The sequence below is a fragment of the Erwinia sp. CGal63 genome (genome assembly GCF_037026505.1).
GTDB lineage: Bacteria > Pseudomonadota > Gammaproteobacteria > Enterobacterales > Enterobacteriaceae > Erwinia.
Genome location: NZ_JAKUMN010000002.1, coordinates 367,428 through 393,693, shown reverse-complemented (window position 1 = coordinate 393,693; position 26,266 = coordinate 367,428). Strand labels below are relative to the sequence as shown.

Sequence of the window (26,266 nt, the reverse complement as noted above, 5' to 3'; positions counted from 1 at the left end):
GAGTTGACGCTCTTATCGCGTCAGGCCGCCTGCGCGTTTACGCAGATTTCTGTTGGTCACCAGGATCAGGTTCCGCTGTGCGTGGAATAGAGCGCGTCCGGCGCCACGTTCATATGCTTGAGCACCGGGCCGATAATATTACCGAAGACCGGCGCGGCTACCGAGCCGCCGAAGTGATCGCCTGCCGTTGGATGGTTGATCATGATGACCAGCGCGACCTGCGGATTGCTGGCGGGCGCCACGCCTGCGGTATAGTTGATATAGCCGCCGTCATATTTGCCGCTGGCGCCCATTTTCTCCGCGGTACCGGTTTTAATCGCCAGGCGATAGCCGGGAACAGCTGCACGAACGCCACTGCCGCCAGGCAACGCGTCGCTCTCCATCATATGAATTACCGAGCGCACGATATCTTCATCCGCGACCCGTTTACCGATAACCGGCGGCGTCACTTTGGTGATAGAAAGCGGACGATAGACACCGAAAGATCCCAGCGTGGCGTATTCACGCGCTATCTGGAGCGGCGTGACGCGCAGACCATAGCCGAAGGAGAAAGTGGCGCGCTCGATATCGGCCCAGCGCTCGCGATGCAGCGGGAAGTAGCCCACGCTTTCGCCGGTCAGTCCCAGCCCGGTGGGTTTCCCCAGGCCGAAAGAGTGAAAGGTGTTGACCAGCACTTCCGCCGGCATCGCCAGCGCGATATGAGAAACGCCGATATCGCTCGATTTTTGCAGGATGCCGGTCATCGTCAGGCGAGGCCAGTGACCGACGTCGCGGATCAGATGGCCGTTGACGCGGTAAGGCGTGGTGTCCAGCACCGAGTCAGGACGCACCAGCTTGCGCGCCAGCCCTTCCATCACCACCAGCGGTTTGACCGTTGAACCCGGCTCGTAGCTGTCGTTGATCGCCGCATTGCGCATCTGCGCTGGCGAAACGTTGCTGAAATTATTTGGGTTATAGGAAGGATAGGACGCCATTCCCAGAATTTCGCCGGTATCGATTTTAACCAGCACCGCCGCGCCCGAATCGGCTTTATTCAGCAATACGCCGTCGCGCAGCTTAGTGTACAGCGTGTACTGGTCGAATTTATCAATGCTGAGCTGCACCGTTGGCGGCTGGCGAGGCGGCTCATAGTTGATCATGGCGATGATATTGCCGTGGGCATCCTGACGATATTTCTCTACGCCCGACGTTCCCTGCAGGACTTTATCGAAGCCTTTTTCCAGGCCGTTCAGGCCGGTATTGTCCGCGCCAACGATGCCGATAAGCGGCGCCGTGGCTTCGCTCATCGGGTAGAAGCGGCTGTCGTCATAAACGGTGGAAATACCGGTCAGATGCAGTTTGGCGATATCTTTAGCGATGCCCAGCTCGATCTTATGACCTAAATAGAGAAAGCGACGATTAGGATTGGCTTTGATTTGTCGGGCGATCTCTTCGGGACGCTGATCCAGCGCGTTGGCCAGATATTCCCATTTCGCGCTGGTAAAATCGGGGTTTGCTTCCAGTACGCGCTGCGGATCGGCGATGATGTCACGCGAAGGCACGCTCAGCGCCAGCGCTTCGCCGTTGCGATCCAGCAGCGTGCCACGATTGGCAGGAATCGTCACCGTACGCAGCGATCGCTCGTCCGCCTGCTTTTCCAGCATGGGATGGTTGATCAGCTGTAGATCGCCGACCCACACCAGCAGCAACAGCATCGAAGCGAAGACGCCAAGACAGATCAGGCGAAAGCGTGCGGGATGAAAAGGCGTTTTGGCCTGGTCTTTAGCCAGTGATTTTTTTAAGCGGGGCATGACTCTTCTGTCGGCGAAATAGCGAGTAACTGACCGGGAGTTATACAAAAAATGCGGGAGCGATAACAGAAAAACTGTGTTTCAGATCGTGATTGTTGCCGTACGGTTTACCCGATAAAAAGAGCCACAGCCCGGCTCAGTCGTTGGCGCAGCGGATAAAAAAAACCTGCGCGTCTGCGCAGGTCGGTGAAACAAAATAGCTTTTGATGTTCACCCATCAATACCTCTGGGACTTCAACTGTAGCAACGGCCTACGCGCGCTCGCTACTGCGCATTCGCAACAGTTGCCCGCAAAATGTAACCAGCCATGTGATTTCTGTGGCGTTTTGAAACGTCATCGGCCCGTCAGCGTCAGAACATCCCGCACCAGCGGGATGTTTATCAGGCCTCAGGAGGACAAAAAGAGTTTGATGATTGCCGGGATAGCAGGGATGAGCTGGGCAAAAATCACCGCGCTGACCATCCACATAATGATCGAATTTTTCGTTTCGCTGATTAAAGTGCGGGTATCGCTAATAGCGATTTTCAGGTTGGTCACTTCTTCCTTGAGCGTGCCGGTATTTTCTTTCACCTCTTTACTGAGCGCGTAGCTCCCCTCTTTCAGCTCGTCGATATCTTCTTTGAGCTCGTTCCTGAGTGCGCTGATATCTTCTTTGACCTCTGCCCTGAGTGCGCTGATATCTTCTTTGACTTCCTCCCTGAGTGCGCTGATATCTTCTTTAACTTCTGCCCTGAGTGCGCCGATATCTTCTTTGACCTCTTCCCTGAGTGCGCTGATATCTCCTTTGACCTCTTCCCTGAGTGCGCTGATATCTCCTTTGACCTCTTCCCTGAGCCCGCTGATATCCCCTTTCGTTGCGTAATTAGATTTTATTACGGCCACGTCAATACGGATTTCCGTAATATCCTCTTCCAGCTTCCTTACACGGTTGCGCATATCCCTTTCTCCGTCGTCGTCGCCGTTTCCCCAACAGCCGGGAAACGGCATTGCTTCCGTTCCGTACATCCTTTTGTCCTCCCTGATGCCGGGCCTGTGCTGAGTGTCAGGTCTGACCGTGCAGAGTGCCGCTCCATCCATTGACGCCGTTTGACTCTGCTCCCGGCGCTATCACATTGATCCGGTCACGTTTTCCCCCGCATCAAATCAGCCTGAGTTTTATGCTCTTTTTGCCGTCATAGCAATAACTACTGGCGCTAAAATTTACAATTTTCAGACAGCGCTTCCATATTATGCCTGGCTTTGTGCCATCGCCGCCTTTTTGATCTCTACCAGACAGCTCATGGCGTTCGGCCCCTGAGTCAACGACGAGGTACCGATATCCAGCGTCAGCACGTTCGGGTTGCCTGCGCGATCGAACGGCTGCCAGGCTTTGCCGAATCCCGGATCGAACCAGGCGCCGGTAGCGATCAGCACCACGCTGCGGCTGACGCCAGTGGTAAGCCGCGCGCCCGCCAGCATACGGCCACGATCGTTGCAGACTTCAACAACGTCGCCGTCGGCTATGCCGCGCTTTTCGGCGTCGAGCGGGTGCATCCACAGCGTTTCCCGACCGGCGGTTTTATTCGCCTGTACTGTCGGCGTGGCGTCCATCTGGCTGTGCAGGCGATCGCCTGGCTGAATGGAGATCATATGCAGCGGGAAGCGCTGACCGATCTCCGCGCCCAGCCACTCCTGCGGCGGCCGCCATTCAGGATGCGGCGCGAAATCCTCCAGCCCGAAGCCCGCAATGGTTTCGCTGAACAGTTCGATTTTGCCGCTGGCGGTCTGAACAGGGTTTTTCAGCGGATCCTGGCGAAAGTCTTCCATATAGATGAAAGGCTTGCCGCCTTCCGGAACCTCTACGTAGCCTTGTTCCCAAAAGCTCTGGAATTCAGGCCAGTGAATGCCCTTGCGCTGATGCGACACTGCACACTGCTGATAAAGATGCTCGATCCACTGCGCTTCGTTGCGGTTTTCAGTAAAGGCCTCACGGTAGCCCAGACGCTCTGCCAGATCGGCAAAGATATCGAAATCGTTGCGCGCCTGATGCAGGGGTTTAATCGCCTGATGCATCGCCAGCACAAAACGATCGCGTGAGGAGCCGCCAATATCGTTGCGTTCCAGCGTGGTAGTAACCGGCAGCACGATATCCGCCATCTGCGCTGCGGGCGTCCAGACGATATCCTGCACGATCACCGTTTCAGGCTTCTGCCAGCCCTGTACCAGCCGGTTCAGCTGCTGGTGATGATGGAAAGGATTACCGCCAGCCCAATGGATCAGATGAATATCGGGGTAAGTATGCATTTTGCCCTGGAAAGCGTAAGGCTCGCCCGGATGCAGCAGCATATCGCTGATGCGCGCTACCGGAATGGCCTGGTCGGCGATCGGGTTAACGCCGGTGGACATCAGCGGCGCCGGGCCTTCCACGCGTGGATTGCCTACGCTGTTCATGGAGCCGTGCCCGAAAGAGAAACCCGCGCCCGGCAATCCCGGCTGGCCCAGCATTGACGAGAGCGCGATCATCATCCAGTAAGGCTGCTCGCCGCGATGGGCGCGCTGCACGGAGTAAGAGCTGGTGATAAAGCTGCGTTTGCCAATCAGCTGCTTCGCCAGTAATGCAATGCGCGCAGCGGGAATGCCGGTGATTTCGCTGGCCCAGCCCGGCGTTTTCGCCACGCCGTCGCTCTCGCCCAGCAGATAGCCGCGCAGCTGTGGATAGCCCACGCAGTGCGACGCCAGAAAAGCTTTGTCGGCCGCGCCCAGACGCTCAATTTCGTAGCCCAGCGCCAGCATCAGCGCCACGTCGGTATTGGGACGAATAGGGATCCATTCAGCGTTAACAAACTCCGGGCAGTCGTCGCGCATGGGACTGATATTGATCACCGGCGTGCCTTTGGCCGCCAGCGCCAACAGCGCCGGTTTCAGGCTGTGCTCGCCCGCTCCGCCCGAAGCGACCTGACCGTTTTTCAACGCCAGACCGCCAAAAGCCAGAAAGATTTCGCAATGTTCCACCACATTCGGCCAGTCGGTTACGCGGCCGGTTAACGGCATATAGGTGCCGATAATATAGGGCAGAAAAAACTGCGCGGCGCCCCAGCTGTAGTTACCCAGCTGATCGACGCCGCCACCGCCGTTGAAGTAGAAACGGCGCACCAGCGTGCGGGCGTGATTGACGCGGCCCGCCGAAGACCAGCCGTAGGAGCCGTTAAAGATCCCTGACGCGCCGTAGCGGTCGCGCACTCGCCGATTCTCCTCCGCCACCAGATCCAGCGCCGTCTCCCAGTCGACCGCGACGAAATCTTCTCGTCCACGTAACGTGCGATCGCTTTTTTCGCGTGATTTTAACCAGGAGCGGCGCACCATCGGCTGGCGGATGCGCCTGTCGGAATAGACCAGTTCTGGAATGGTATTCAGCATCGGCGAAGGATCGCGGTCGGCGAAGAAAGGCTCGCAGCGCTGCAGCTTGCCGTTTTCAACAACGGCAGTAAAGGCGCCCCAGTGAGCGAGGTGCGGCACTTTTTTTAGGGTCATGGCAGGTTCCGGCAGGTGGTGTTTTCTGGCAACAGGCTATCATTTTTCGCCCACGCCGGAAAACTTCTCCTCTGCTTTCGTCTCTTGCTGCCGACAGAGATTAACGTCGAAGCCAATCTAGAGCCTGACGCGCTGAAATACCTCCACCGGCGAAGCCCTTTCCGAATAGTTGACGATGGCGATACCCAGCTGCCGGGCCACGCTGTCGGCCAGCTGCATTTTTGTTTTTATATAATCCAGTCCCAGTCCTGTTCGTAGTGGATCGGGCGTGCCGTGCCCATAGAAAAAGTCCGGCCTGAATTCTTTAAAAAAGCTTTCCGACCAGCTATTAATATTCGGAACTTTTTCAGGCTGATTAAACTGATTCTGAATATTGGGCTCGCCCGCCTGCTGCCATTTCACCACTTTATTTTGATCGTAGTCGTGGTCGAAGCCGAGCAGGCCGATGGTGGTGGGCGAAAGCGCCATCATTATCCAGTAAAGGCCCTGGAAAAACATGGTGTAGCCGATATAAAACTCGGGATCTTCATGGCGCCAGCCCAGCTTTTTGCCGATCCAGTCGCTGGCCTGCACATAGCGCTCATAGCCGATGTCCGCTTTGAAATGGGTGGCGACCGGATAATTTTCCTGTGGAAAGTCACCCGAATGCAGCCAATAGTCGAACGAGCCGCCGGCGAAAATTCGCCAGGCGTTATTGAGACAGACAATAATATGTCCCTGATATTTTTCCTCACGCGCCTGTAGCGCCGATATTCCGCTGCCTATATATAAAACTTTCATCATCTGTCCTGTATTTTTCAACGGCTGTCGCCGTCCGGCATGACCCTTTGCCCGGTGAAAGTGGCGTCACTTTATCAAAAAAGTTATCTCCTCAAAAAAATTATCAGATAATTGCCCGCTCCAATGCTTTTCATCAGCTTTGCGATGCCGTCAACATTCTGTTGCTTGAAGTAGCAGGAAATTTCCGCAACACTGGTGCGATGTAAACGTTTACCCTGGAAAACTTAGTCTCTATGGCCACCATTAAAGATGTTGCCAGGCTGGCGGGCGTCTCCGTCGCCACGGTTTCCCGCGTTATCAACAACTCACCTAAAGCCAGCGAGGCTTCACGCCAGGCCGTTAATCGCGCCATGGAAGAGCTGCAGTATCATCCCAATGCCAACGCGCGCGCGCTGGCGCAGCAATCGACAGAGACGATGGGGCTGGTGGTGGGCGACGTGTCCGATCCCTTTTTCGGCGCGCTGGTTAAAGCGGTCGAGCAGGTCGCCTACGGCACCGGCAACTTTCTGCTGATTGGCAACGGCTACCACAATGAGCAGAAAGAGCGTCAGGCGATCGAGCAGCTAATCCGACACCGCTGCGGCGCGCTGGTGGTGCATACGAAAAAAATTCCCGATGCCGATCTGATCCCGTTGATGCAGCAGATCCCCGGCATGGTGCTGATCAACCGCGCGCTGCCCGGTTTTGAAAATCGCTGTATCGCGCTGGATGACCGCTACGGCGCCTGGCTGGCGACCCGCCATCTGATCCAGCAGGGTCACCAGAACATCGCTTTTATCTGCTCGAACCACCCTATTTCCGACGCGGACGATCGCCTGCAGGGCTATTATGACGCGCTGAAAGAACACGATTTGCCCTGTAACGATCGCCTGGTGGCCTTTGGCGAACCGGACGAAATCGGCGGCGAACAGGCGATGACGGAGCTGCTGGGACGCGGCAAAGCTTTTAGCGCCGTGGCCTGCTATAACGATTCGATGGCGGCCGGAGCGCTGGCAGTACTCAGCGATAACGGCCTGCGGGTGCCGGAAGAGATGTCGCTAATCGGCTTTGATGACGTGCTGGTTTCTCGCTACGTGCGCCCAAGACTGACCACGGTGCGCTATCCCATTGTGACCATGGCGCAGCAGGCAGCCGAGCTGGCTTTAGCGCTGGCTAACAATCAGCCGCTGCCTGAGGTGACCAATCTGTTCAGTCCGACGCTGGTGCGCCGCCATTCGGTCGGCTCGCCGGATTAAATTTCCAGCGCCAGCAGCTCCTGCACGGTCTGCGGCCGACGAATTTGCCGCGGCTGGCCGTTTTCAAACAGCACTTCCGGCAGCAGCGGCCGACTGTTGTAGTTAGAGGACATGGAAGCGCCGTAAGCGCCGGTATCGTGAAAGACCAGATAGTCACCCGGTTTGACCTGCGGCAGCGCGCGGGTTTCTACTTTGCCGCCTTCCAGTTGGGTGAAGACGTCGCCCGATTCGCACAGCGGCCCTGCCACTACGGTGTCGATGGTCTTTTCGTCCAGCTCGCGTCCGTCGCCGGCGATAGCGGAGATATGGTGGTAGCTGCCGTACATGGCAGGTCGCATTAAATCGTTGAAACCGGCATCCACCAGCACGAAATGACGACTGCCCATCTGTTTAACCGCGCGCACCTGCGATACCAGCACGCCGGATTCAGCGACCAGAAAACGTCCCGGCTCGATTTCCAGCTTCACCGCATGGCCAAGATGCTGCGCCACACGCTGGCGCGCCGCATCCCACAGTCCAAAATAGTGCGCCGTATCAATCGCCTCTTCGCCAAAACGATAGGGAATGGAGAGTCCGCCGCCCGCAGAGATAGCCTGCAGATCCTGGCCGAAATCGATCACCAGCCGCACCATCGCGTCGCAAACCTGTTCCAGATGGCCATAATCCACGCCGGAGCCGATATGCATATGGATGCCGATTAGCTTCAGCCGATGCTGCTGAATCGCGGCCAGCGCCAGCGCCAGATCGCCATGCCAGATACCGTGCTTGCTATTTTCGCCGCCGGTATTGGTTTTCTGACTATGGCCGTGGCCGAAGCCCGGATTGACGCGCAGCCAGACTTCATGGCCCGGCGAGACTTCGCCCAGCTGATGCAGCATATCGACCGAACCGGTATTAACCGGGATTTTCAACTCCGTCAGACGGGCCAGCGTAGGCTCGTCCAGCAGATCGGCGGTAAAGACGATCTCTTCGCCGCCCGGCTGAAAGCCTGCCGCCAGCGCACGCTCCACTTCGCCCAGCGAGACGGAATCGACCCGCACGCCCGCCGCGCGCATTAGTCTGAGAATATGGATATTGGAGCAGGCTTTCTGGGCGAAGCGCACCACGTCAAACTGCTGCAGCTGCGCAATGCGCTCAGCGATAACATCGGCATCGTAAACCCAGACAGGCCCGCTGTAGCGGCGCGCCAGCGTCAGCAGATTTTCTTGAGTCAGAGCGGTTTCGGTGGTGGTGAGCGGGTGTGGCATAAGGCTTTCTCCTGTCAGTAATGGCTTTATTACGCCACGACGCGGAGATGATGAAAAATATCTGTTTTAGAGGAATCTATTCATTCATGATATGGATACCCTTTTCCTTTGAGAGCGCTTTATGGCTGGCATCACGCTGCGGCATATCGAGATTTTTCATGCGGTTGTCACTACCGGCAACCTGACCGAAGCGGCGGCGCTGCTGCATACTTCGCAGCCGACCGTCAGCCGCGAGCTGGCCCGCTTTGAGAAGCTTATCGGACTCAAGCTATTTGAACGTGTTCGTGGCCGCCTGCAGCCGACCGCGCAGGGGCTGCGGCTGTTTGAAGAGGTACAGCGCTCCTGGTACGGGCTGGATCGAATTATCAACGCGGCGGAAAGTCTGCGGCAGTTTCGCCAGGGCGAGCTGTCGATCGCCTGCCTGCCGGTGTTTTCCCAGTCGCTGCTTCCCCTGCTCTGCCAGCCTTTTCTGCAGCGCTATCCCGATGTCAGCCTGAATATTATTCCACAGGAATCACCGCTGCTGGAGGAGTGGCTGTCGGCGCAGCGCTACGATTTAGGGTTAACGGAAACCAGCCAAACGCCAGCCGGCACGGAGCGGAGCGAAATTTTTACCGCCGATGAGGTCTGCGTGCTGCCACAGGATGATCCGCTGGTGGAAAAAAGCTGTCTGACGCCGCAGGATTTCGCAGGGAGGAATTTTATCAGCCTGTCGCAGACCGACAGCTATCGCCAGCTGTTGGATCAGCTGTTCAACGAACAGGGCGTGCAGCGTCGGATGGTGATGGAGACGCACAGCGCCGCTTCGGTTTGTGCGATGGTCAGAGCGGGTATCGGCCTGTCGATAGTCAATCCGCTGACCGCGCTGGATTATGCGGGCAGCGGCGTGACTATCCGGCGTTTCAGTATTGCGGTGCCTTTTACCGTCAGCCTGATCCGGCCGCGCCATCGTCCCGGCTCGGCGCTGGTCGATGCTTTCAGTCTGCATCTGCAGCAGCAGAGCGGTCTGTTCAACCAGCGCCTTGAGGCGTTGCTGATTCAGGCGTAAGCCTGTTCAGGCGACGCCCGGCTCTCAGGCGCGTACAGGCTGTCGCTGACCGCCCGCGCGTCGAAAGGTCAACAGGCAAATCAGCAGTCCCACCGCGGCCAGCACCGCAGCGGCGATCGGCACGGCGGTCAGGCCGTAGCCGCCGTCAATCACCGCCCCGCCCGCCCAGGCGCCGAAGGCGTTGCCGACGTTAAATGCGGAGATATTCAGCGTGGAAACCAGGTTTGGCGCCTCTTTGCCGTGGCGCACCACGTTGATTTGCAGCCCGGGTACGGTAGCAAACGTTGCCATCGCCCATAAAAACAGGGTGATTTCCGCCAGCCACAGCGCGTGGCTGGTCCAGCTGAAAGCGAGCGAAAAGAGCGCGATCAGTGAAAAGCTGAGGATCAGGCTGAAGGAGACTTTCCAGTCGGCCAGCTTGCCGCCCAAAATATTGCCAACGGTCAGGCCAGCGCCGATCAAAAACAGCGTCCAGCTGACGCCTTTGCTGCTGATGCCGGTTACCTGCAGCAGCAGCGGCGCGATATAGCTGAACAGCGCGAACATGGCGGCGGCGAAGAATACCGTCATCAGCAGCGACAGCCACAGTTTGCCGTTAGCCAGCGCGCTAATTTCACTGGCCAGATCCACCGGCTTTTCGTCACGATTAGCAGGCAAGCTGACAATCAGCGCGATAAAAGCCAGCACGCCGATAACCGAAACGCCCCAAAAAGTTGTGCGCCAGCCAAACAACTGGCCGAACCAGGTGCCCAACGGCACGCCCAGCACGTTAGCCAGCGTCAAACCGGTAAACATCAGCGCCACGGCGGAGGCCTGTTTACCGGGCGCCACCAGGCTGGCGGCCACCACGGCGCCGATCCCGAAGAAAGCGCCGTGACAAAGCGCGGTGATCACTCTTGCCAGCATCAGCAGGTTATAGCTCCAGGCCAGCGCGCAGAGGATGTTGCCAATAATAAAAATCGACATCAGCAGGATCAGCGTGCGCTTGCGCGGCAGCCTGGCCGTAAGCAGCGCCATTATGGGCGCGCCAATCGCCACGCCCAGCGCATAGCCGCTGATTAACCAGCCTGCGGAAGGAATAGTCACGTTGAGATCGCCCGCCACATTCGGCAGCAGGCCCATAATAACGAATTCCGTAGTGCCGATAGCAAAGGCGCTTAGCGCCAATGCCAGTAAGGAAACGGGCATCTCATTTTCTCCAGGAAAAATTATCTTTCCGCCGGCAGTGACCGACAGGCAGGAACAGCGAAGGGAAACTATTTCAGAGTGTGAATCTTGATCTACATCACAGAAGAGATTAAAGCACAGGCCATCAGAGACTTACACCCCTGTTCAGGCAACAATCCCTTGCCTGAACGGCAATAATCGTTGGCAATTAAAGGATGAATGGGTCATTTCTGACGCTTTTTCACCGTTTTCAGGCTTCCTCACTTGTCTATACTTTATCAACAGGCTGCAGATTCTGGCTGTTTTACCGACTAAACAAGGCACAATAGATTACAGAAAATTATCAATTAACGGACAATCATTTGACGCGAATTGCGATTAAATAGATAAAGTTTTCTGAGCGTTAGCCGATACCTCGATGATGGATGCAACGGGCGTTTATTGAGCTTTGATTGATCGATTCATTACCGAGGAGTAAAGATGCGATTGGCTATTTGCCTGCTGGCGCTGAGTATCACCGGATGTTCGGTAGGAAAATATGAGTACAGCAGCGAAGCGGAAAAGCGTGTGGATATGACCGTGACCGGCATTCCCACTATCCTGGGTATAGGCACGCTGGGCACCACCATCCCGCTGACCGCCGATTACAGTCTGACCGCAGCGCACGTAGCAAAATATTCTCTTTACCGCGTTAAGTCTCGCCATCCTGACTGCGACCTGGCCGTGGTTTATCACAAAAACGGCAATGTCTCCGCGCCGCGTTTCCGCAACGGCTTTATGGGCGACAAGATTAATATGTATGGCTACAGCTTTATCTCCGCCATGCCGGTCGCCTCAACCGGCACCAATCTGGTTAACACCGGACTGAAAAACAGCTGGAATAAGCTAAGCTGCGTCGTGGTGGCGACCAACGCGGGCGTAGTGCAGGGCATGTCCGGCGGCGCGGTCTATAACGCTTCCGATGATTCCGTTGCGGGCGTTATCGTCGGCTACTCTGACAGAATCAACGATATTAAAAGCGGCAAAACGCTCTATAAAAACGTCTCTCTCTATGTGCCCTACGCCCGCTTCAAAGAGTGGCTGGACGAGGCGACCCGATCCTGACCGCTGTTTTACGACAGCATAAATTCCACCGCCATATCGGCGTGCAGCATGGTGGTGTCAAATACCGGAACGGCACACTCCTCCGCTTTCAACAACGGGCCAGGTACAGCCAAACCCTGCGCTTTCTGCGCCTCGATAACCTGTTGAGGCGACCGTTTCGACAACTTTATGCCTGGTGCTAACGCGGATCGCAATGCCCTCCGCACCCACTTATTTCGCTCTCTGAGCTTCGCACGGCGGCAGAGATAAAAAAAGGGGCGAAAATTCGCCCCTTGATGTTGTTATCGTCGCTTACTTGCCTGAAGGGCGCAGCGCCGGGAACAGGATTACGTCGCGGATGGTGTGGCTATTGGTAAACAGCATTACCATGCGGTCGATGCCGATGCCCAGACCTGCGGTCGGCGGCAGGCCGTGCTCCAGCGCCGTAACGTAGTCTTCATCGTAGAACATCGCTTCGTCGTCGCCCGCGTCCTTCGCGTTAACCTGCTGCAGGAAACGCTCGGCCTGATCCTGCGCGTCGTTCAGCTCGGAGAAGCCGTTGCCGATTTCACGACCGCCGATAAAGAATTCAAAGCGATCGGTGATTTCCGGATTCTCGTCGTTGCGGCGCGCCAGCGGCGAGACTTCCGCCGGATATTCGGTGATAAAGGTCGGCTGGATCAGATGGCTTTCCGCCGTCTCTTCGAAGATTTCGGTAACGACGCGACCAAGTCCCCAGCTCTTCTCAACCTTGATGCCCAGCGACTGTGCGATGGCGCAGGCTTTGTCGAAATCGTCCAGATCCGCCAGATTGGTTTCCGGACGGTATTTCTGAATCGCTTCCTTCATCGTCAGTTTGGCGAAAGGTTTACCGAAGTCGAACTCCTGGTCGCCGTAAGGCACTACGGTAGTCCCCAGCACATCCTGCGCCAGCGTGCGGAACAGGCTCTCGGTCAGCTCAATCAGATCCTTGTAGTCCGCATAGGCCATATAGAGTTCCATCATGGTGAACTCAGGGTTATGGCGCGGGGAAATACCTTCGTTGCGGAAGTTGCGGTTGATTTCAAACACGCGATCGAAACCACCGACCACCAGACGTTTCAGATAGAGTTCCGGCGCGATGCGCAGATACATATCGATATCCAGCGCGTTGTGATGGGTGATAAACGGACGGGCCGAAGCGCCGCCAGGGATCACCTGCATCATCGGCGTTTCCACTTCCATAAAGTCGCGGCCGACCATAAAGCTGCGGATGCCCGCCATGATCTGCGAACGAATTTTAAAGGTGTTGCGCGACTCGTCGTTGGAGATCAGATCCAGATAGCGCTGACGGTAGCGGGTTTCCTGATCGGCCAGGCCGTGGAACTTGTCCGGCAGCGGACGCAGCGCCTTGGTCAGCAGGCGCAGCTCGCTGCAGTGAATGGACAGCTCGCCGGTTTTGGTTTTAAACAGCTTGCCGCGAGCGCCGACGATATCGCCGAGATCCCACTTTTTAAACTGCTCGTTGTAGATGCCTTCCGCCAGATCGTCGCGGGAAACGTAGAGCTGGATACGACCGCCCACGTCCTGCAGCGTCACAAAAGAAGCCTTGCCCATGATACGGCGGGTCATCATACGGCCAGCGACGCTGACCTCGACGCCCAGCGCCTCCAGCTCTTCGTTCTCTTTCGCGTCATACTCTGCGTGCAGCCGATCGGAAGTGGTGTCGCGACGGAAATCATTGGGAAATGCCACGCCGTTCTCACGCAGCGCGCTCAGCTTTTCGCGACGCGCTTTCAGTTCGTTGTTCAGCTCAAGTGCGGCGTCGGCGCCCTGCGGTTGTTGTTCTGACATGTCAGTTCCTTATAGCCCTGCTTTCAAACTTGCTTCAATAAATCGGTCCAGATCGCCGTCCAGCACCGCCTGAGTATTACGGGTTTCCACGCCGGTGCGCAGATCCTTGATGCGTGAATCGTCAAGCACGTAGGAGCGGATCTGGCTGCCCCAGCCGATATCGGATTTGTTGTCTTCCAGCGACTGCTTCTCAGCGTTTTTCTTCTGCATTTCCAGCTCGTACAGCTTCGCCTTCATCTGCTTCATCGCCTGGTCTTTGTTCTTATGCTGAGAACGGTCGTTCTGGCACTGCGTGACCGTGCCGGTTGGAATATGGGTGATTCGCACCGCCGATTCCGTACGGTTAACGTGCTGACCACCGGCGCCGGAAGCGCGATAGACGTCGATACGCAGGTCGGCCGGGTTGATCTCAATATCGATGTCGTCATCCACTTCCGGGTAAACAAACGCGGAGCTGAAAGAGGTGTGGCGACGGCCGCCGGAGTCGAACGGGCTTTTACGCACCAGACGATGCACGCCGGTTTCAGTGCGCAGCCAGCCGAACGCGTAGTCGCCGCTGATGCGCAGCGTGGCGGATTTGGTGCCGGCCACTTCGCCTTCCGACTCTTCGATGACTTCGGTTTTAAAGCCTTTCGCTTCCGCCCAGCGCAGATACATGCGCACCAGCATACTGGCCCAGTCCTGCGCTTCAGTGCCGCCGGAACCGGCCTGAATATCGATATAGCAGTCGGCGCTGTCGTATTCGCCGGAGAACATGCGACGGAACTCCAGTTCGGCGAGCTTTTTATCCAGCCCTTCCAGCTCGGCAACGGCCTCGTTGAAGGTTTCTTCATCGTCCGCTTCCATGGCAAGCTCCAGCAGACCGGAGACATCTTCCAGCCCCTGACTTAGCTGATCCAGCGTGCCGACGACCGCTTCCAGCGCGGAACGTTCTTTGCCCAGCGCCTGCGCGCGTTCAGGCTCGTTCCAGACATCCGGCTGCTCCAGCTCGGCATTAACTTCTTCTAAGCGCTCTTTCTTGGCATCGTAGTCAAAGATACCCCCTGAGAACGCCGCTGCGCTCGCTGAGATCCTGAATACGGTTCTTTACCGGATTAATTTCAAACATGATTTAGATCTTCAAAAGTCTGCAATGTAACTACGCAGTTTAACCGAATTTGCGGGGAGTTTGTAGCGTTTGCGCGCCGGCAATTTAGCGGCGCGGGCCGCCGCCTCGGTCGAAAAGCGGAACGGCTACGCCTGCTGGCGCCTGATTGATTTGGGCCGACGTTCCGCCGGATATTCAGCTACCAGCGAAGCGATAACGGCGCTGGTGGTACCCTGCTTTGCCCTCTTTAAAGACGCAGCCCGTAGCGCTATGTTCTGGCGGAACCACGGGCCGACACGGCTTTTTACAGCGGCCAGAGATGCTCGATAATCAGCTGCACGCTGCGGTTGCCGCGAAACTCGTTGATATCCAGCTTATAGGCCAGCTCGACCTGCTTCACGCTGGGATCGGGCCAGAGCGTGGTGTCGATATTAAAGGCGATGCCGTCAAGCAGTGGCCCGCCGCCCAGCGGTTCCAGCATCACCTTGAGGTGGCGCTCGCCAACCAGTCGCTGCTGGATAAGCTTGAATTTGCCATCGAACTGCGGCTCCGGAAACGCCTGGCCCCACGGGCCCGCTTCGCGCAGCAGCTCTGCGGTAGGCAGCGTCAGCTCCTGAGCCATCAACTGGCCGTCCGACCAGACCACCCCCTGCAGCGACTCCTCGCTCAGCCAGTCGCCAATCAGCTCGCCGAAGCGCTGGCGGAACTCATCGAACTTTTCCGCCTCCAGCGACAGGCCGGCCGCCATCGCGTGACCGCCGAATTTAAGGATTAGCCCGGGATACAGCGTATCCAGCCGCTCCAGCGCGTCGCGCATATGCAGTCCGCTGATGGAACGCCCGGAACCTTTCAGCGTACCGTCGCCGGCTGGCGCAAAGGCGATGACCGGCCGGTGAAAGCGCTCTTTCAGCCGCGATGCCAGAATACCGACCACGCCCTGATGCCATTCGGGATGGTACATGGCTATGCCGAGCGGCAGCGCTTCGCTGCTGCGTTCCAGCGCGTCGCACAGCGCCAGCGCTTCGGTCTGCATGCCCTGCTCTATCTCTTTGCGGGTCTGGTTCAGCGCGTCCAGCTCGCTGGCCAGCATCCGCGCCTGGGCGATATCCTCGCTGAGCAGCAACGCGACGCCCACCGACATATCGTCAAGCCGTCCGGCGGCGTTGAGGCGCGGGCCCAGCGCAAAGCCCAGATCGCTGGCAGCGAGCTGCCGCGCATCGCGATTGGCGATTTCCAGCAGCGCGCGGATGCCGACGCGGCATTTTCCGGCGCGAATGCGGCTCAGCCCTTGCCAGACCAGAATACGGTTGTTGGCGTCCAGCGGCACTACGTCCGCCACGGTGCCTAACGCCACCAGATCCAGCAGCTCGGCCAGATTCGGTAGCGTGGTTGCGCCGCTGTCGCGCAGCCTTGCGCGCAGCGCCAGCATCAGATAGAAGGCGACGCCCACGCCCGCCAGCGAGCGCGAAGGAAAGGCGCTGTCGGCAAGGTTAGGGTTAACGATGGCTTCGGCATCCGGCAGCGTTTCGCCGGGCAGGTGGTGATCGGTAATCACCACGGCGATGCCTTTTTCGTGGGCCAACGCCACGCCAGCGTGCGAAGAAATGCCGTTATCCACCGTCATAATCAGCTGCGCGCCGCGCGCCGCCGCCTGCTCGACCACTTCCGGGCTGAGGCCGTAGCCGTCGTCGAAGCGGTTCGGCACCAGATATTTAATATTGCGGCCGCCCATGCTGCGTAAAGCCAGTACGGTCAGCGCGGTGCTGGTGGCGCCGTCGGCGTCGAAATCGCCGACGATCATAATGCACAGGTTATCGGCGATCGCCTTTTGCAAAATCTCCGCCGCCCGCTCAATGCCGCTGAGGGAGTGAAAGGCGTGCAGATTTTTGGCGCCGCGCTCCAGCTCGACGGCCTGCTTAACGCCGCGATGCGCATAAAGGCGGCGCAGCAGAGGATGTAAATCCTGCGGCAGCTCGCACTCCGGCGCCGCCACGCGACGACGTAGTTCGGTTTTTCCTTTCACTCCGCTCAACCGCCCGTCTTCTGGCTATCCAGCAGCTTTTTCATCTCCTGCGGCCCCTGATAGCCCGGGATCATCATGCCGTTCTGCAGCAGGATGGCTGGCGTACCCTGAATGCCGTACAGAATGCCGAGCTGGTAGTGCTTAGCGAGATCGATTTTGCAGTCAGCCGCCATTGGCGCTTCGCCTTTCATCGCTGCGTCGAACGCTTTGTTGCGATCGGCTGCGCACCAGATCGACTTCATGTCTTTCGCGACCTGACCGTTCATGCCCTCACGCGGGAAAGCCAGGTAGCGCACTGTGATGCCCAGCGCGTTGTAGTCCGCCATCTGCGAATGCAGCTTGTGGCAATAGCCGCAGGTGATATCGGTGAATACGGTAATGACATGCTGCTCTTTCGGCGCTTTATAAACGATCATTTCGCCGCTCAGCGCTTCGATCTTTTTCTCCAACAGTTTGTTGGTGACATTGACCGGCTGGTTGCCGCTGACGTCGTACAGCGGCCCCTGAATAAAGTGTTTGCCGTCTTCGCTGACGTAGAGCACGCCGCTCTCGGTCAGCACGGTTTTCATCCCTGGCAAAGGAGAAGGCTGAATCTCCGTCTGCTGCAGCCCCAGCTTCGCCAGGGATTGTTTGATGGCCGCCTCGTCGGCATTCGCCAGACCGGCCGCCATCAGCAGAGAAAGGAGAAAGTAACGCTTTTTCATTTATTATCCTCAGAGCCTGATGTTCAGGCCGTTTAATCTCCGCGTCAGGCGCGGGGATGATGCTGTTGATGTAACTGCCGTAGCCGCTCGGTGGCGACATGGGTATAAATTTGCGTGGTGGACAGATCGCTGTGTCCCAAAAGCATTTGTACGACACGCAGATCGGCGCCGTGGTTCAGCAGATGCGTGGCGAACGCATGGCGCAGCACGTGGGGAGAGAGCTTTTCGCTGTCGATGCCCGCAAGCTGAGCGTAATGCTTGATGCGGTGCCAGAAGGTCTGCCGCGTCATCTGCTGCGCGCGATTGCTGGGAAAGAGCACGTCCAGCGTCTGGCCATTCAGCAGCCACGGTCTGCCGTATTCGAGATAGTACTCCAGCCAGTGCCGCGCCTCTTCGCCCAGCGGCACCAGCCGCTCTTTATCGCCTTTGCCCACCACGCGCACCACGCCCTGGCGCAGGCTGACGTTGCTCAGCGTCAGGCTGACCAGTTCGGTCACGCGCAGACCGGTAGCATAGAGCAGCTCCAGCATCGCCTTGTCGCGCAGCTCGACAGGCACATCCGTGGAGGGCGCCTGCAGCAGCCGATCTATCTGCGCCTCGCTGAGATCTTTCGGCAGCCGCTGCGGCAGTTTGGGCGAGGCCAGCAGCGCGCTGGGATCGTCCTCGCGCAGCTTCTCGCGATAGAGGTACTGGAACAGACGCCGCATGGCGCTGAGCAGCCGCGCGGAGCTGCTGGCTTTATAACCGCCCTCTACGCGTTCGGCCAGAAAATTTTGTAGCCCGGCGCTATCCACCCGCAGCAGGTCAAGCTGATGATGTGCCAGCCAGTTGACCAGCGACATCAAATCGAGCCGATAAGAGGCTACCGTATTTTCCGCAAGGTTGCGCTCTATCCACAAGGCGTCGAGAAACTGCTCTGTAAGCTCGCTATCCTGCACGTTTTCTCCTCTCTCCGCTTAACCGACGACCACGCCGTCAAAGCCCAATTCTGATATAATTCGCGCCATTGAACCAGGAGAATTGAGTAAACCGCATATGAACATCGGGCTTTTTTACGGCTCCAGCACCTGCTACACCGAGATGGCGGCGGAGAAGATCCGCGATTTTATCGGCGAGGATCTCGTTACGCTGCACAACCTGAAAGAGGATTCGCCGCAGCTGATGGAGCAGTACGATATGCTGATCCTGGGCATCCCAACCTGGGATTTCGGCGAGCTCCAGGAGGACTGGGAAGCGATCTGGACCGAGCTGCCGACGCTGAACCTGCGCGGCAAAACCGTGGCGCTCTACGGCATGGGCGACCAGGCGGAATACAGCGAGTGGTTCCTGGACGCGCTGGGTATGCTGCATGAAGTGCTGCAGCCGCTGGGCGTGGCTTTTGTCGGCTACTGGCCCGTTGAAGGCTACGAGTTTATCAGCAAAAAGCCGCTGACCGCCGACGGCGCCCGCTTTGTCGGCCTGGCGCTGGACGACATCAACCAGTTTGAGCAGACGGATGAACGCATCGCGCAGTGGTGCGAGCAAATCCTGACCGAGATGGCCGCCTCGCTGTAAGCCTGGCGCTTTGCGGAGCGCCGATTCAGCCCAACGTCTTCGCCAGACCGCCCGGCCAGAACACATAAGCGCCGTCGCGGTTTCTGCGGGTTATTCCGCCGTCAGCAGCAGCTGTCGCAGCCCACGCCATTCGGCTTCGGCCATGCTGTCGCGCAGCAGCCAGAGCTTCTCCTGCTCGCCGCTAACGGCGCGCAGCCCCAGCAGGATCGCCTGCTTCGTTATCCACGGCCTGGCGCAAAGGCGCCAGTTTTGCCGCCGCCACTGCATCTGACCATCGGCCAGCAGTGCGATATCGCCTTCCCGACTGCGGATACGCCGCAGGCTGCGCGCGCATTCGACGCCCACGAGTATGAACAGCGCCAGTCGAACCGCCGCAAAGCCTGCCGACCAGGGCGCCAGCAGCAGCGCCAGTATCGCCAGAGCATGCAGCAGCAACGACAGCCGTTGCGCCTGCCCGGAAACGCGCAGATCAGTACGCCACAGGACCACGCTGCTGGTTTCGCTGTTGGATCATAGCCACCATACGTTTCAGTTCCGGATCGGCCGGCTCGCCGTGATTCATCAGCCAGTTAAACAGATCGGGATCGTCGCTTTCCAGCAGCCGCACAAACACCTGTTTGTCCGTGTCGTTCAATGAGTCATATTCAAACCTGAAAAACGGCATGATGGAGATATCCAGTTCGCGCATGCCGCGACGGCACGCCCACTGCACACGAGCTTTATTGTTAATATCCATGCTTTCCATCGTCAGTCGGTGAAAGATGGCCGCTAGTGTAGCGCTTTTTTACGGCGATGTTGATGCCAGGTTTCGGCTTTGCGCGCCGCCTCGCAGAGAAGAAACCACCTCACCGCGCGTTTTGTGCGTCGCTTTCAGAAAACTGGTTGCAAAGCCGGGCGGCTCTTTTAACATGAAAGCAGGCTTATTTGACTTCAGGAATCCGCTATGCCGACTTTATCTTTCCCGCCTCGTCAACCTGCGGCCTCAGCCCGTTTGCCGCTTACGCTGATCTCGCTGGAAGAGTGGGCGCTGGTTAACGTGACCGGCGCGGACCGCGTCAGCTATCTGCAGGGCCAGCTGACGCTGGACGTCGCCGCGCTGGACGCCAACGCGCATTTGCCCGCCGCCCACTGCGACGCCAAAGGAAAAATGTGGAGCAATCTGCGTCTGTTTCATCGCGGCGAAGGGCTTGCCTATCTGGAGCGCCGCAGCCTGCGCGATACGCAAATCAGCGAGCTGAAAAAGTACGCCGTGTTCGCCAAAGTCGCTTTCGAAGCGGATGACGAAGCGGTGCTGCTGGGCGTGGCCGGTTTTCAGGCGCGCGCCGCGCTGACGCCGCTGTTCGACGCGCTGCCGGACGCGGAAAATCCAGTGGTGCAGCAGGAAGAGACCACGCTGCTGTGGTTCGCCTCGCCTGCGGAACGTTTTCTGCTGGTTCTTAGCCGCGACAAGGCTCTGGCGCTGCGCGAGGCGCTGAATGACCAGGCGCAGCTAACCGACAGTTCGCAGTGGCTGGCGCTGAATATCGAAGCAGGTTTGCCTGTGATCGACGCGGCCAACAGCGCGCAGTTTATTCCGCAGGCCTGTAACTTACAGGCGCTGGATGCCATCAGCTTTAAGAAAGGCTGCTATTCGGGTCAGGAGATGGTCGCGCGCGCTAAGTTCCGCGGCGCCAATAAACGCGCGCTTTACTGGCTGGCCGGGAAAGCCGGTCGCGTACCGGAAGCGGCCGACTCACTGGAGATGAAGCTGGGCGATAACTGGCGCCGTACCGGCACCATTCTTGCCGCCTGCCAGCTGGATAACGGCGAGGTCTGGGTGCAGGCGGTGCTGAACAACGATCTGGAGCCGGAAACGGAGCTGCGCGTACAGGGCGACGAAGGCGGCAGCCTTGTTATTCAGCCGCTGCCTTATTCGCTGGATTAATGATAAAGGGGCCGTACGGCCCCTGACAAACTCCTGGTCGCGTTTGAATTGGCGACAAAGCAGCAGAAGCAGATCGGAACATGGACACGCCGTGGATACGCTCCCTGTAAGCTCGGTTGGCGCGTCCATGCGCCAAACGGTCCACTTATCCGCTCTGCCTCTGCCGCTATGAAACAACCGTGTTGCCGTGTCCGGCGAATGCTTCAGGTTTGTCAGCAGTTTGAAGAGGGGCCGCACGCCCCTTATTTACGAGACGTAAAAGTAGATCGCCAGGAAATGGCAGATGCTGCCGCCCAGCACGAAGCCGTGCCAGATGGCATGGTTATAGGGTATGCGCTTTGAGACGTAAAAGATGACGCCGAGCGAATAGATAATTCCGCCCGCCGCCAGCAGCCAGACGCCGCCTGGCGAGAGTTTTAGCGCCAGCTGGTAAATCACAATCAGCGACAGCCAGCCCATCAGCAGATAGGTGATAACCGACAGCGCCTCGAAACGGTGAACAAAGGCCAGCTTAAACAGCACGCCCACCAGCGCCAGACACCAGATCACCACCATCAGGCCGTGCGCCAGCGGCGACTTTAGCCCCACCAGCAGAAAAGGGGTGTAGGTACCGGCTATCAGCAGGTAGATAGCGCAGTGATCCAGCCTTTTCAGCCAGAATTTAGCGCGTTGATGGGGAATAGCGTGATAAAGCGTCGAGGCCAGGAACAGCAGGATCATGCTGCCGCCGTAAAGACTGTAGCTGGTGATGGCTACCGCGTTCGCCTGGCTGTCGATCGCCTGCGACAGGAGCAGCACCAGTCCCACAATGCCAAAGATAAAGCCGATGCCGTGGCTAACGCTGTTAGCTATCTCCTCCGCTACGGAGTAGCCCTGCGCCAGCAATGGTTTCTTATCAGTCATGCTCTGCCCTCTTCCTAAGTCTGAAGCGAACAGGCTGACCCAATCACTGTCAGTCGCCTGTCCGAAAATCGTGCACGTTCAGCTTAGCCAGGATCGATTTCAGAGTACACCTGTAAGCTTAAATAAACTGTGAAGGGCTGTAACAGTTTTTTAATCATCAAAAACAGGTTTTTAACGCTGATGCGGCGGCTTAACGTCCGCCTGCGGCATCAATTATTGAGCCGGTAATATAGGAAGCCGCGTCGCTTAGCAGCCAGAGAATAGCCTGCGCGATCTCTTCCGGCTCTCCGCCGCGCTGCAGGGGAATGGTTGGCGCCATACGATCGACGCGGCCCGCTTCGCCGCCGTCAGCGTGCATATCGGTATAGATAAATCCGGGACGCACGCCATTGACCCGGATTCCCTGCGCAGCCACCTCCAGCGATAATCCTTTGGTCAGGGTATCCATCGCGCCTTTAGAGGCGGCGTAGTCGATATATTCGTGCGGTGCGCCGCTGCGGGCAGCGGCAGAGGAAACGTTAACAATCGCGCCGCCCTGGCCGCCATGACGCAGGCTCATGCGCTTTACCGCTTCACGGCAGCAGAGAAAGGCGCCGGTGACGTTGGTGGCGAAAACGCGATTGATGCGTTCGGCGCTCAGCTCTTCAATGCCAGCCTGCTGAAAAAGTATTCCGGCGTTGTTGACCAGCGCGTGCAAAACGGCGCCATGCCGATCGAGCGTGCGAAACATCGTCACCACCTGTTCTTCATCCGCGATATCGGCCTGCACGCTGAATGCTTTGCCGCCCCGTTGATGGATCAGCGTCACTACTTCGCTGGCCGCCGCCTCGCGCTGATGGTAATTCACCGCTACCTGATAGCCCTGCTGAGCAAGCAGCAGTGCGGTGGCGCGTCCGATACCCCGACTGCCGCCAGTGACCAATGCCGTTTTCATGGTTGTCTCCCGGTAGTAAAAAGGGCGCCTGAGCGCCCTTTAGGTTTATTCGTATTCGCTCATCGGTAAACAGGAGCAGAACAGATTTCGATCGCCATAAACGTCGTCGAGACGCTTCACGGTCGGCCAATATTTGTTATCGCTGCCCGCCGGGAAGACCGCCAGCTCGCGCGTGTAGGGATGCGTCCATTCACCAACAAGCTCTTTCTGCGTATGCGGCGCGTTGACTAACGGGTTGTCCTCCGCTGGCCACTCGCCTTCCGCCACGCGGTCGATCTCCATACGAATAGCCAGCATAGCGTCGATAAAGCGATCCAGCTCGACTTTGCTTTCCGATTCCGTCGGCTCCACCATCAGCGTGCCCGCCACCGGGAAAGACATGGTCGGCGCGTGGAAGCCGTAGTCGATCAGGCGCTTGGCGATATCCAGCTCGCTGATGCCGGTCTGCTCTTTCAGCGGCCGAATATCCAGGATGCATTCATGCGCCACGCGGCCATCGCGTCCGGCGTAGAGAATCGGATAAGCCGACTGCAGGCGTGCGGCAATGTAGTTCGCATTGAGGATCGCTACCGAGCTGGCCTGCTTCAGTCCTTCCGCGCCCATCATGCGGATATACATCCAGCTGATCGGCAGAATCGAGGCGCTGCCGAACGGCGCGGCGGAAACCGCACCCTGCTGCGTCAGCATGTCGCCGATCTGCACCACGCTGTGGCCGGGCACAAACGGCGCCAGATGGGCTTTGACGCCGATCGGCCCCATACCAGGGCCGCCGCCGCCGTGTGGAATACAGAAGGTTTTATGCAGGTTAAGGTGGGAAACGTCCGCGCCGATGTAGCCAGGCGTGGTGATGCCGACCTGCGCGTTCATGTTCGCGCCGTCAAGATAAACCTGGCCGCCGTACTGATGAACGATCTGGCAAACCTCGCGGATGGTTTCTTCGTACACGCCGTGCGTGGAAGGATAAGTGACCATAATGCAGGAGAGCGCTTCGCCCGCCTGCTCCGCTTTCTGGCGCAGATCGTGCAGGTCGATATTGCCCTGTTTGTCACAGGCCACCACCACCACCGACATGCCCGCCATTTGCGCGGAAGCCGGATTGGTGCCGTGCGCCGAGCTGGGGATCAAACAGATAGTGCGTCCGCCTTCATTGCGGCTTTCATGGTAGCGGCGGATTGCCAGCAGGCCGGCGTATTCGCCCTGCGCGCCGGAGTTCGGCTGCATACAGAGCGCGTCGTAGCCGGTCAGCTGCACCAGCCATTGCGACAGCTGGCCGATCATCTGCAGATAGCCGGCGGCCTGGTCGGCGGGACAGAACGGATGCAGCTCGGCGAACTCCGGCCAGGTGATCGGGATCATTTCGGCGGCGGCGTTCAGCTTCATGGTGCAGGAGCCGAGCGGGATCATCGCCTGATTCAACGCCAGATCTTTACGCTCAAGGCTGTGCATATAGCGCATCATCTCGGTTTCGCTGTGGTAGCGGTTAAAGACCGGATGCGTCAGGATCGGCTCTTTGCGCAGCATCGCTGGCGCAACGGAAGCGCTGTCGGCGACGGCACCGTCCAGCTCGTCGATATCCAGCCCGTGCTCTTCACCCAGCAGCACGGAAAACAGCGCCGCCACATCTTCCCGCAGCGTGGTTTCATCCAGCGTAATGCCGACCGCGTCAGGGATATCGCTGCGCAGGTTGATGCCGAAGCTCAGCGCGCGATCCAGTACGGCGGCTTTATCCGTCACTTCTACGGTCAGCGTGTCGAACCAGCTTTGATGGCGCAGCGTCAGGCCGCCTTTTCGCAGCCCGGCCGCCAGAATATCGGTCAGACGATGAATGCGGGAAGCGATGCGTTTCAGCCCTTGCGGGCCATGAAACACCGCGTAAAGGCTGGCGATATTGGCCAGCAGCACCTGCGAGGTACAGATATTGGAGTTGGCTTTTTCGCGGCGGATATGCTGCTCGCGAGTCTGCATCGCCATACGCAGCGCCGTGTTGCCCGCCGCGTCTCTGGAAACGCCGATAATGCGGCCAGGCATAGAGCGTTTATATTCATCACGCGCGGCAAAGAAGGCCGCGTGCGGGCCGCCGTAGCCCATCGGCACGCCGAAGCGCTGCGCGGATCCAAAGACGATATCCGCGCCCTGTTTGCCCGGCGCTTCCAGCAGCACCAGCGCCATGAAATCGGCGGCGACGCTGACGACGACTTTGCGCGCTTTCAGCTCGTTAATCAGCGAAGTGTAATCATGTACTTCACCCGTGGTGCCGACCTGCTGCAGCAGCGCGCCAAAGAGATCCTGCTGATCCAGCGCCTTTTCCGCTTTATCGATCACGATCTCAAAGCCAAAGGTTTCCGCCCGCGTGCGCACCACGTCCAGCGTCTGCGGATGGATATCCTCCGCCACAAAGAAGCGGTTGGCGTTTTTCGCCTTGCTGACGCGCTTCGCCATCGCCATCGCTTCGGCAGCGGCGGTCGCCTCATCCAGTAAAGAGGCGGAGGCGATATCCAGCCCGGTCAGGTCCAGCGTCACCTGCTGGAAATTGAGCAGCGCTTCCAGACGACCCTGGGAAACCTCTGGCTGATAAGGCGTGTAGGCGGTGTACCAGCCGGGATTTTCCAGCATATTGCGCAGGATGACCGGCGGCGTCAGCACCGGCGCGTAGCCCATGCCGATACAGGATTTATAGCGCAGGTTGCGGCTGGCGATCGCCTTCAGCTCGGCCAGCGCCTGATGTTCGGTTAGCGCGTCGCCGACCGCGGGCGCGCCGGGCAGCTGGATATCCGCCGGAACAATAGAAGTAATCAGATCGCTGAGGGTCGCGGCGCCGACGGCGTTCAGCATCGCCTCCTGCTGCGTCTGCGAAGGGCCGATATGGCGTTCGATAAAAGCGCCGTTGTGTTCAAGCTGGCTGAGAGTCGTCATTGGCGGTAAATCCTGAATCGGGCAAAAGCATGAAGGAGAAGGATCTCCGGAGAGAGCAGAAAACCGGGCCGCGCCGCAAAGGCGCAGCCCGACGCGACCTATTCGTCGATGCTGGTTTTATAAGCGTCGGCATCCATCAGCGCATCCAGTTCGGCTTCGTCGCTGGCTTTAATGCGAAACAGCCAGCCTTCAGCGTAGGGCGCGCTGTTGACCAGCTCCGGTTCGCCGTCCAGCGCCTCGTTGACCGCCACGATTTCGCCGCTGATGGGCGCATAGATATCGGAAGCGGCCTTGACCGATTCCGCTACGGCGCAGTCGTCGCCCTGGCTGTAGCTGTTGCCGATATCGGGCAGATCAACAAAAACCATATCGCCCAGCAGCTCCTGCGCGTGTTCGGTAATGCCGACCGTATAGGTGCCGTCAGCTTCTTTCCGCACCCATTCGTGGCTCTCACGGTATTTCAATTCACCTGGCACATTGCTCATGGCCTTTTCTCCTGAAAATATTTTGGGGCCGCATTCGGCTTCGGA

General features: G+C 58.3%; 23 protein-coding genes. 5 read left to right on the top strand and 18 right to left on the bottom strand.

The features are described 5' to 3' along the window. Positions 1–65 precede the first annotated feature (65 nt). From MKZ79_RS10555 to MKZ79_RS10540, 4 genes are all read right to left on the bottom strand, one after another. The gene (locus MKZ79_RS10555; protein ID WP_336141872.1) at positions 66–1,790 is read right to left on the bottom strand and encodes a penicillin-binding transpeptidase domain-containing protein; all 1,725 of its coding nucleotides are present in this window, start codon (positions 1,788–1,790) and stop codon (positions 66–68) included. A 388-nt stretch (positions 1,791–2,178) separates the two neighbouring features. After that, positions 2,179–2,796: a hypothetical protein gene (locus tag MKZ79_RS10550; RefSeq protein WP_336141870.1), complete on the bottom strand. Its 618-nt coding sequence runs from the start codon at positions 2,794–2,796 to the stop codon at positions 2,179–2,181. 222 nt (positions 2,797–3,018) lie between these two features. Then, positions 3,019–5,301 carry a molybdopterin guanine dinucleotide-containing S/N-oxide reductase gene (locus tag MKZ79_RS10545; protein WP_336141868.1) on the bottom strand — a complete coding sequence of 761 codons (2,283 nt, stop codon included), beginning with the start codon at positions 5,299–5,301 and terminating at the stop codon, positions 3,019–3,021. A gap of 117 nt (positions 5,302–5,418) precedes the next feature. Continuing rightward, positions 5,419–6,081, bottom strand: a complete 663-nt coding sequence (locus MKZ79_RS10540; RefSeq protein ID WP_336141866.1) for a hypothetical protein — start codon at positions 6,079–6,081, stop codon at positions 5,419–5,421. Between the two features lie 233 nt (positions 6,082–6,314). On the opposite strand from MKZ79_RS10540, the gene galR reads away from it, so the two are divergent. After that, positions 6,315–7,316, top strand: a complete 1,002-nt coding sequence (galR, locus tag MKZ79_RS10535; RefSeq protein WP_336141862.1) for an HTH-type transcriptional regulator GalR — start codon at positions 6,315–6,317, stop codon at positions 7,314–7,316. On the opposite strand, the gene lysA is transcribed toward galR, so the two are convergent. Beyond that, on the bottom strand, positions 7,313–8,563 hold the full coding sequence (gene lysA / locus MKZ79_RS10530; RefSeq protein ID WP_336141859.1) for a diaminopimelate decarboxylase: 1,251 nt from the start codon (positions 8,561–8,563) through the stop codon (positions 7,313–7,315). The two genes, galR and lysA, sit on opposite strands and share 4 nt — an antisense overlap. Positions 8,564–8,684: 121 nt before the next feature. Here lysA and MKZ79_RS10525 point away from each other — a divergent pair, with 121 nt between their 5' ends. Continuing rightward, complete coding sequence (locus MKZ79_RS10525) at positions 8,685–9,611, top strand: LysR family transcriptional regulator (RefSeq protein ID WP_336141857.1); 927 nt, start codon at positions 8,685–8,687, stop codon at positions 9,609–9,611. A 24-nt stretch (positions 9,612–9,635) separates the two neighbouring features. On the opposite strand, the gene MKZ79_RS10520 is transcribed toward MKZ79_RS10525, so the two are convergent. Next, a complete protein-coding gene (locus MKZ79_RS10520) occupies positions 9,636–10,799 on the bottom strand; it encodes an MFS transporter (RefSeq protein WP_336141856.1) in 1,164 nt (387 codons plus the stop codon). 459 nt (positions 10,800–11,258) lie between these two features. Here MKZ79_RS10520 and MKZ79_RS10515 point away from each other — a divergent pair, with 459 nt between their 5' ends. After that, positions 11,259–11,882, top strand: coding sequence for a serine protease (locus MKZ79_RS10515; protein ID WP_336141854.1), 624 nt, complete (start codon positions 11,259–11,261; stop codon positions 11,880–11,882). 8 nt (positions 11,883–11,890) lie between these two features. Here the strand turns inward: MKZ79_RS10515 and MKZ79_RS10510 are convergent, their stop codons facing one another. The 6 genes from MKZ79_RS10510 to xerD all read right to left on the bottom strand — a co-directional run bounded on the left by MKZ79_RS10510 (position 11,891) and on the right by xerD (position 18,446). Then, positions 11,891–12,046, bottom strand: a complete 156-nt coding sequence (locus tag MKZ79_RS10510; protein ID WP_336141853.1) for a hypothetical protein — start codon at positions 12,044–12,046, stop codon at positions 11,891–11,893. Positions 12,047–12,173: 127 nt separating this feature from the next. Further along, a complete protein-coding gene (gene lysS, locus MKZ79_RS10505; RefSeq protein ID WP_336141852.1) occupies positions 12,174–13,694 on the bottom strand; it encodes a lysine--tRNA ligase in 1,521 nt (506 codons plus the stop codon). Between the two features lie 9 nt (positions 13,695–13,703). Further along, positions 13,704–14,802, bottom strand: a protein-coding gene (prfB, locus tag MKZ79_RS10500; RefSeq protein WP_336141849.1) for a peptide chain release factor 2 whose coding sequence is annotated in 2 segments (ribosomal slippage) — positions 13,704–14,726 and positions 14,728–14,802 — 1,098 coding nt in all. Because the reading frame shifts where the segments join, the coding sequence is not laid out codon by codon here. 283 nt (positions 14,803–15,085) lie between these two features. Then, complete coding sequence (gene recJ, locus MKZ79_RS10495) at positions 15,086–16,804, bottom strand: single-stranded-DNA-specific exonuclease RecJ (protein ID WP_336142193.1); 1,719 nt, start codon at positions 16,802–16,804, stop codon at positions 15,086–15,088. A 5-nt stretch (positions 16,805–16,809) separates the two neighbouring features. Further along, positions 16,810–17,508, bottom strand: coding sequence for a bifunctional protein-disulfide isomerase/oxidoreductase DsbC (gene dsbC / locus MKZ79_RS10490; protein WP_336141848.1), 699 nt, complete (start codon positions 17,506–17,508; stop codon positions 16,810–16,812). Between the two features lie 44 nt (positions 17,509–17,552). Further along, positions 17,553–18,446: a site-specific tyrosine recombinase XerD gene (gene xerD / locus MKZ79_RS10485; RefSeq protein ID WP_336141842.1), complete on the bottom strand. Its 894-nt coding sequence runs from the start codon at positions 18,444–18,446 to the stop codon at positions 17,553–17,555. A 97-nt stretch (positions 18,447–18,543) separates the two neighbouring features. On the opposite strand from xerD, the gene fldB reads away from it, so the two are divergent. Further along, the gene (gene fldB, locus MKZ79_RS10480) at positions 18,544–19,062 is read left to right on the top strand and encodes a flavodoxin FldB (protein WP_336142190.1); all 519 of its coding nucleotides are present in this window, start codon (positions 18,544–18,546) and stop codon (positions 19,060–19,062) included. A 90-nt stretch (positions 19,063–19,152) separates the two neighbouring features. Here the strand turns inward: fldB and MKZ79_RS10475 are convergent, their stop codons facing one another. Next, on the bottom strand, positions 19,153–19,497 hold the full coding sequence (locus tag MKZ79_RS10475) for a protein YgfX (RefSeq protein ID WP_336141839.1): 345 nt from the start codon (positions 19,495–19,497) through the stop codon (positions 19,153–19,155). A 34-nt stretch (positions 19,498–19,531) separates the two neighbouring features. Next, entirely contained in the window at positions 19,532–19,798 is a 267-nt protein-coding gene (gene sdhE, locus MKZ79_RS10470) for an FAD assembly factor SdhE (protein WP_336141837.1), read from the bottom strand. A 207-nt stretch (positions 19,799–20,005) separates the two neighbouring features. Between sdhE and ygfZ the strand changes: the two genes are divergently transcribed. Next, on the top strand, positions 20,006–20,986 hold the full coding sequence (gene ygfZ / locus MKZ79_RS10465; protein WP_336141835.1) for a tRNA-modifying protein YgfZ: 981 nt from the start codon (positions 20,006–20,008) through the stop codon (positions 20,984–20,986). A 246-nt stretch (positions 20,987–21,232) separates the two neighbouring features. On the opposite strand, the gene trhA is transcribed toward ygfZ, so the two are convergent. From trhA to gcvH, 4 genes are all read right to left on the bottom strand, one after another. Then, positions 21,233–21,889 carry a PAQR family membrane homeostasis protein TrhA gene (gene trhA, locus MKZ79_RS10460; protein ID WP_336141831.1) on the bottom strand — a complete coding sequence of 219 codons (657 nt, stop codon included), beginning with the start codon at positions 21,887–21,889 and terminating at the stop codon, positions 21,233–21,235. A gap of 190 nt (positions 21,890–22,079) precedes the next feature. Next, the gene (locus tag MKZ79_RS10455) at positions 22,080–22,823 is read right to left on the bottom strand and encodes an SDR family oxidoreductase (RefSeq protein WP_336141829.1); all 744 of its coding nucleotides are present in this window, start codon (positions 22,821–22,823) and stop codon (positions 22,080–22,082) included. 45 nt (positions 22,824–22,868) lie between these two features. Then, positions 22,869–25,736: an aminomethyl-transferring glycine dehydrogenase gene (gene gcvP, locus MKZ79_RS10450; RefSeq protein WP_336141825.1), complete on the bottom strand. Its 2,868-nt coding sequence runs from the start codon at positions 25,734–25,736 to the stop codon at positions 22,869–22,871. A 98-nt stretch (positions 25,737–25,834) separates the two neighbouring features. Continuing rightward, positions 25,835–26,221 (bottom strand): glycine cleavage system protein GcvH, encoded by a 387-nt coding sequence (gene gcvH, locus MKZ79_RS10445; protein WP_336141824.1) that lies wholly within the window; start codon positions 26,219–26,221, stop codon positions 25,835–25,837. Positions 26,222–26,266 lie beyond the last annotated feature (45 nt).

Excerpts from the sequence above, each read along its gene's own strand:
- MKZ79_RS10555 (WP_336141872.1), bottom strand. The coding sequence starts at position 1,790 with ATGCCCCGCTTAAAAAAATCACTGGCTAAAGACCAGGCCAAAACGCCT.
- dsbC (WP_336141848.1), bottom strand. The coding sequence starts at position 17,508 with ATGAAAAAGCGTTACTTTCTCCTTTCTCTGCTGATGGCGGCCGGTCTG.
- lysA (WP_336141859.1), bottom strand. The coding sequence starts at position 8,563 with ATGCCACACCCGCTCACCACCACCGAAACCGCTCTGACTCAAGAAAAT.
- sdhE (WP_336141837.1), bottom strand. The coding sequence starts at position 19,798 with ATGGATATTAACAATAAAGCTCGTGTGCAGTGGGCGTGCCGTCGCGGC.
- MKZ79_RS10520 (WP_336141856.1), bottom strand. The coding sequence starts at position 10,799 with ATGCCCGTTTCCTTACTGGCATTGGCGCTAAGCGCCTTTGCTATCGGC.
- MKZ79_RS10515 (WP_336141854.1), top strand. The coding sequence starts at position 11,259 with ATGCGATTGGCTATTTGCCTGCTGGCGCTGAGTATCACCGGATGTTCG.
- MKZ79_RS10545 (WP_336141868.1), bottom strand. The coding sequence starts at position 5,301 with ATGACCCTAAAAAAAGTGCCGCACCTCGCTCACTGGGGCGCCTTTACT.
- lysS (WP_336141852.1), bottom strand. The coding sequence starts at position 13,694 with ATGTCAGAACAACAACCGCAGGGCGCCGACGCCGCACTTGAGCTGAAC.
- galR (WP_336141862.1), top strand. The coding sequence starts at position 6,315 with ATGGCCACCATTAAAGATGTTGCCAGGCTGGCGGGCGTCTCCGTCGCC.
- gcvP (WP_336141825.1), bottom strand. The coding sequence starts at position 25,736 with ATGACGACTCTCAGCCAGCTTGAACACAACGGCGCTTTTATCGAACGC.
- ygfZ (WP_336141835.1), top strand. The coding sequence starts at position 20,006 with ATGCCGACTTTATCTTTCCCGCCTCGTCAACCTGCGGCCTCAGCCCGT.
- MKZ79_RS10550 (WP_336141870.1), bottom strand. The coding sequence starts at position 2,796 with ATGTACGGAACGGAAGCAATGCCGTTTCCCGGCTGTTGGGGAAACGGC.
- MKZ79_RS10455 (WP_336141829.1), bottom strand. The coding sequence starts at position 22,823 with ATGAAAACGGCATTGGTCACTGGCGGCAGTCGGGGTATCGGACGCGCC.
- trhA (WP_336141831.1), bottom strand. The coding sequence starts at position 21,889 with ATGACTGATAAGAAACCATTGCTGGCGCAGGGCTACTCCGTAGCGGAG.
- MKZ79_RS10540 (WP_336141866.1), bottom strand. The coding sequence starts at position 6,081 with ATGAAAGTTTTATATATAGGCAGCGGAATATCGGCGCTACAGGCGCGT.
- gcvH (WP_336141824.1), bottom strand. The coding sequence starts at position 26,221 with ATGAGCAATGTGCCAGGTGAATTGAAATACCGTGAGAGCCACGAATGG.
- fldB (WP_336142190.1), top strand. The coding sequence starts at position 18,544 with ATGAACATCGGGCTTTTTTACGGCTCCAGCACCTGCTACACCGAGATG.
- MKZ79_RS10525 (WP_336141857.1), top strand. The coding sequence starts at position 8,685 with ATGGCTGGCATCACGCTGCGGCATATCGAGATTTTTCATGCGGTTGTC.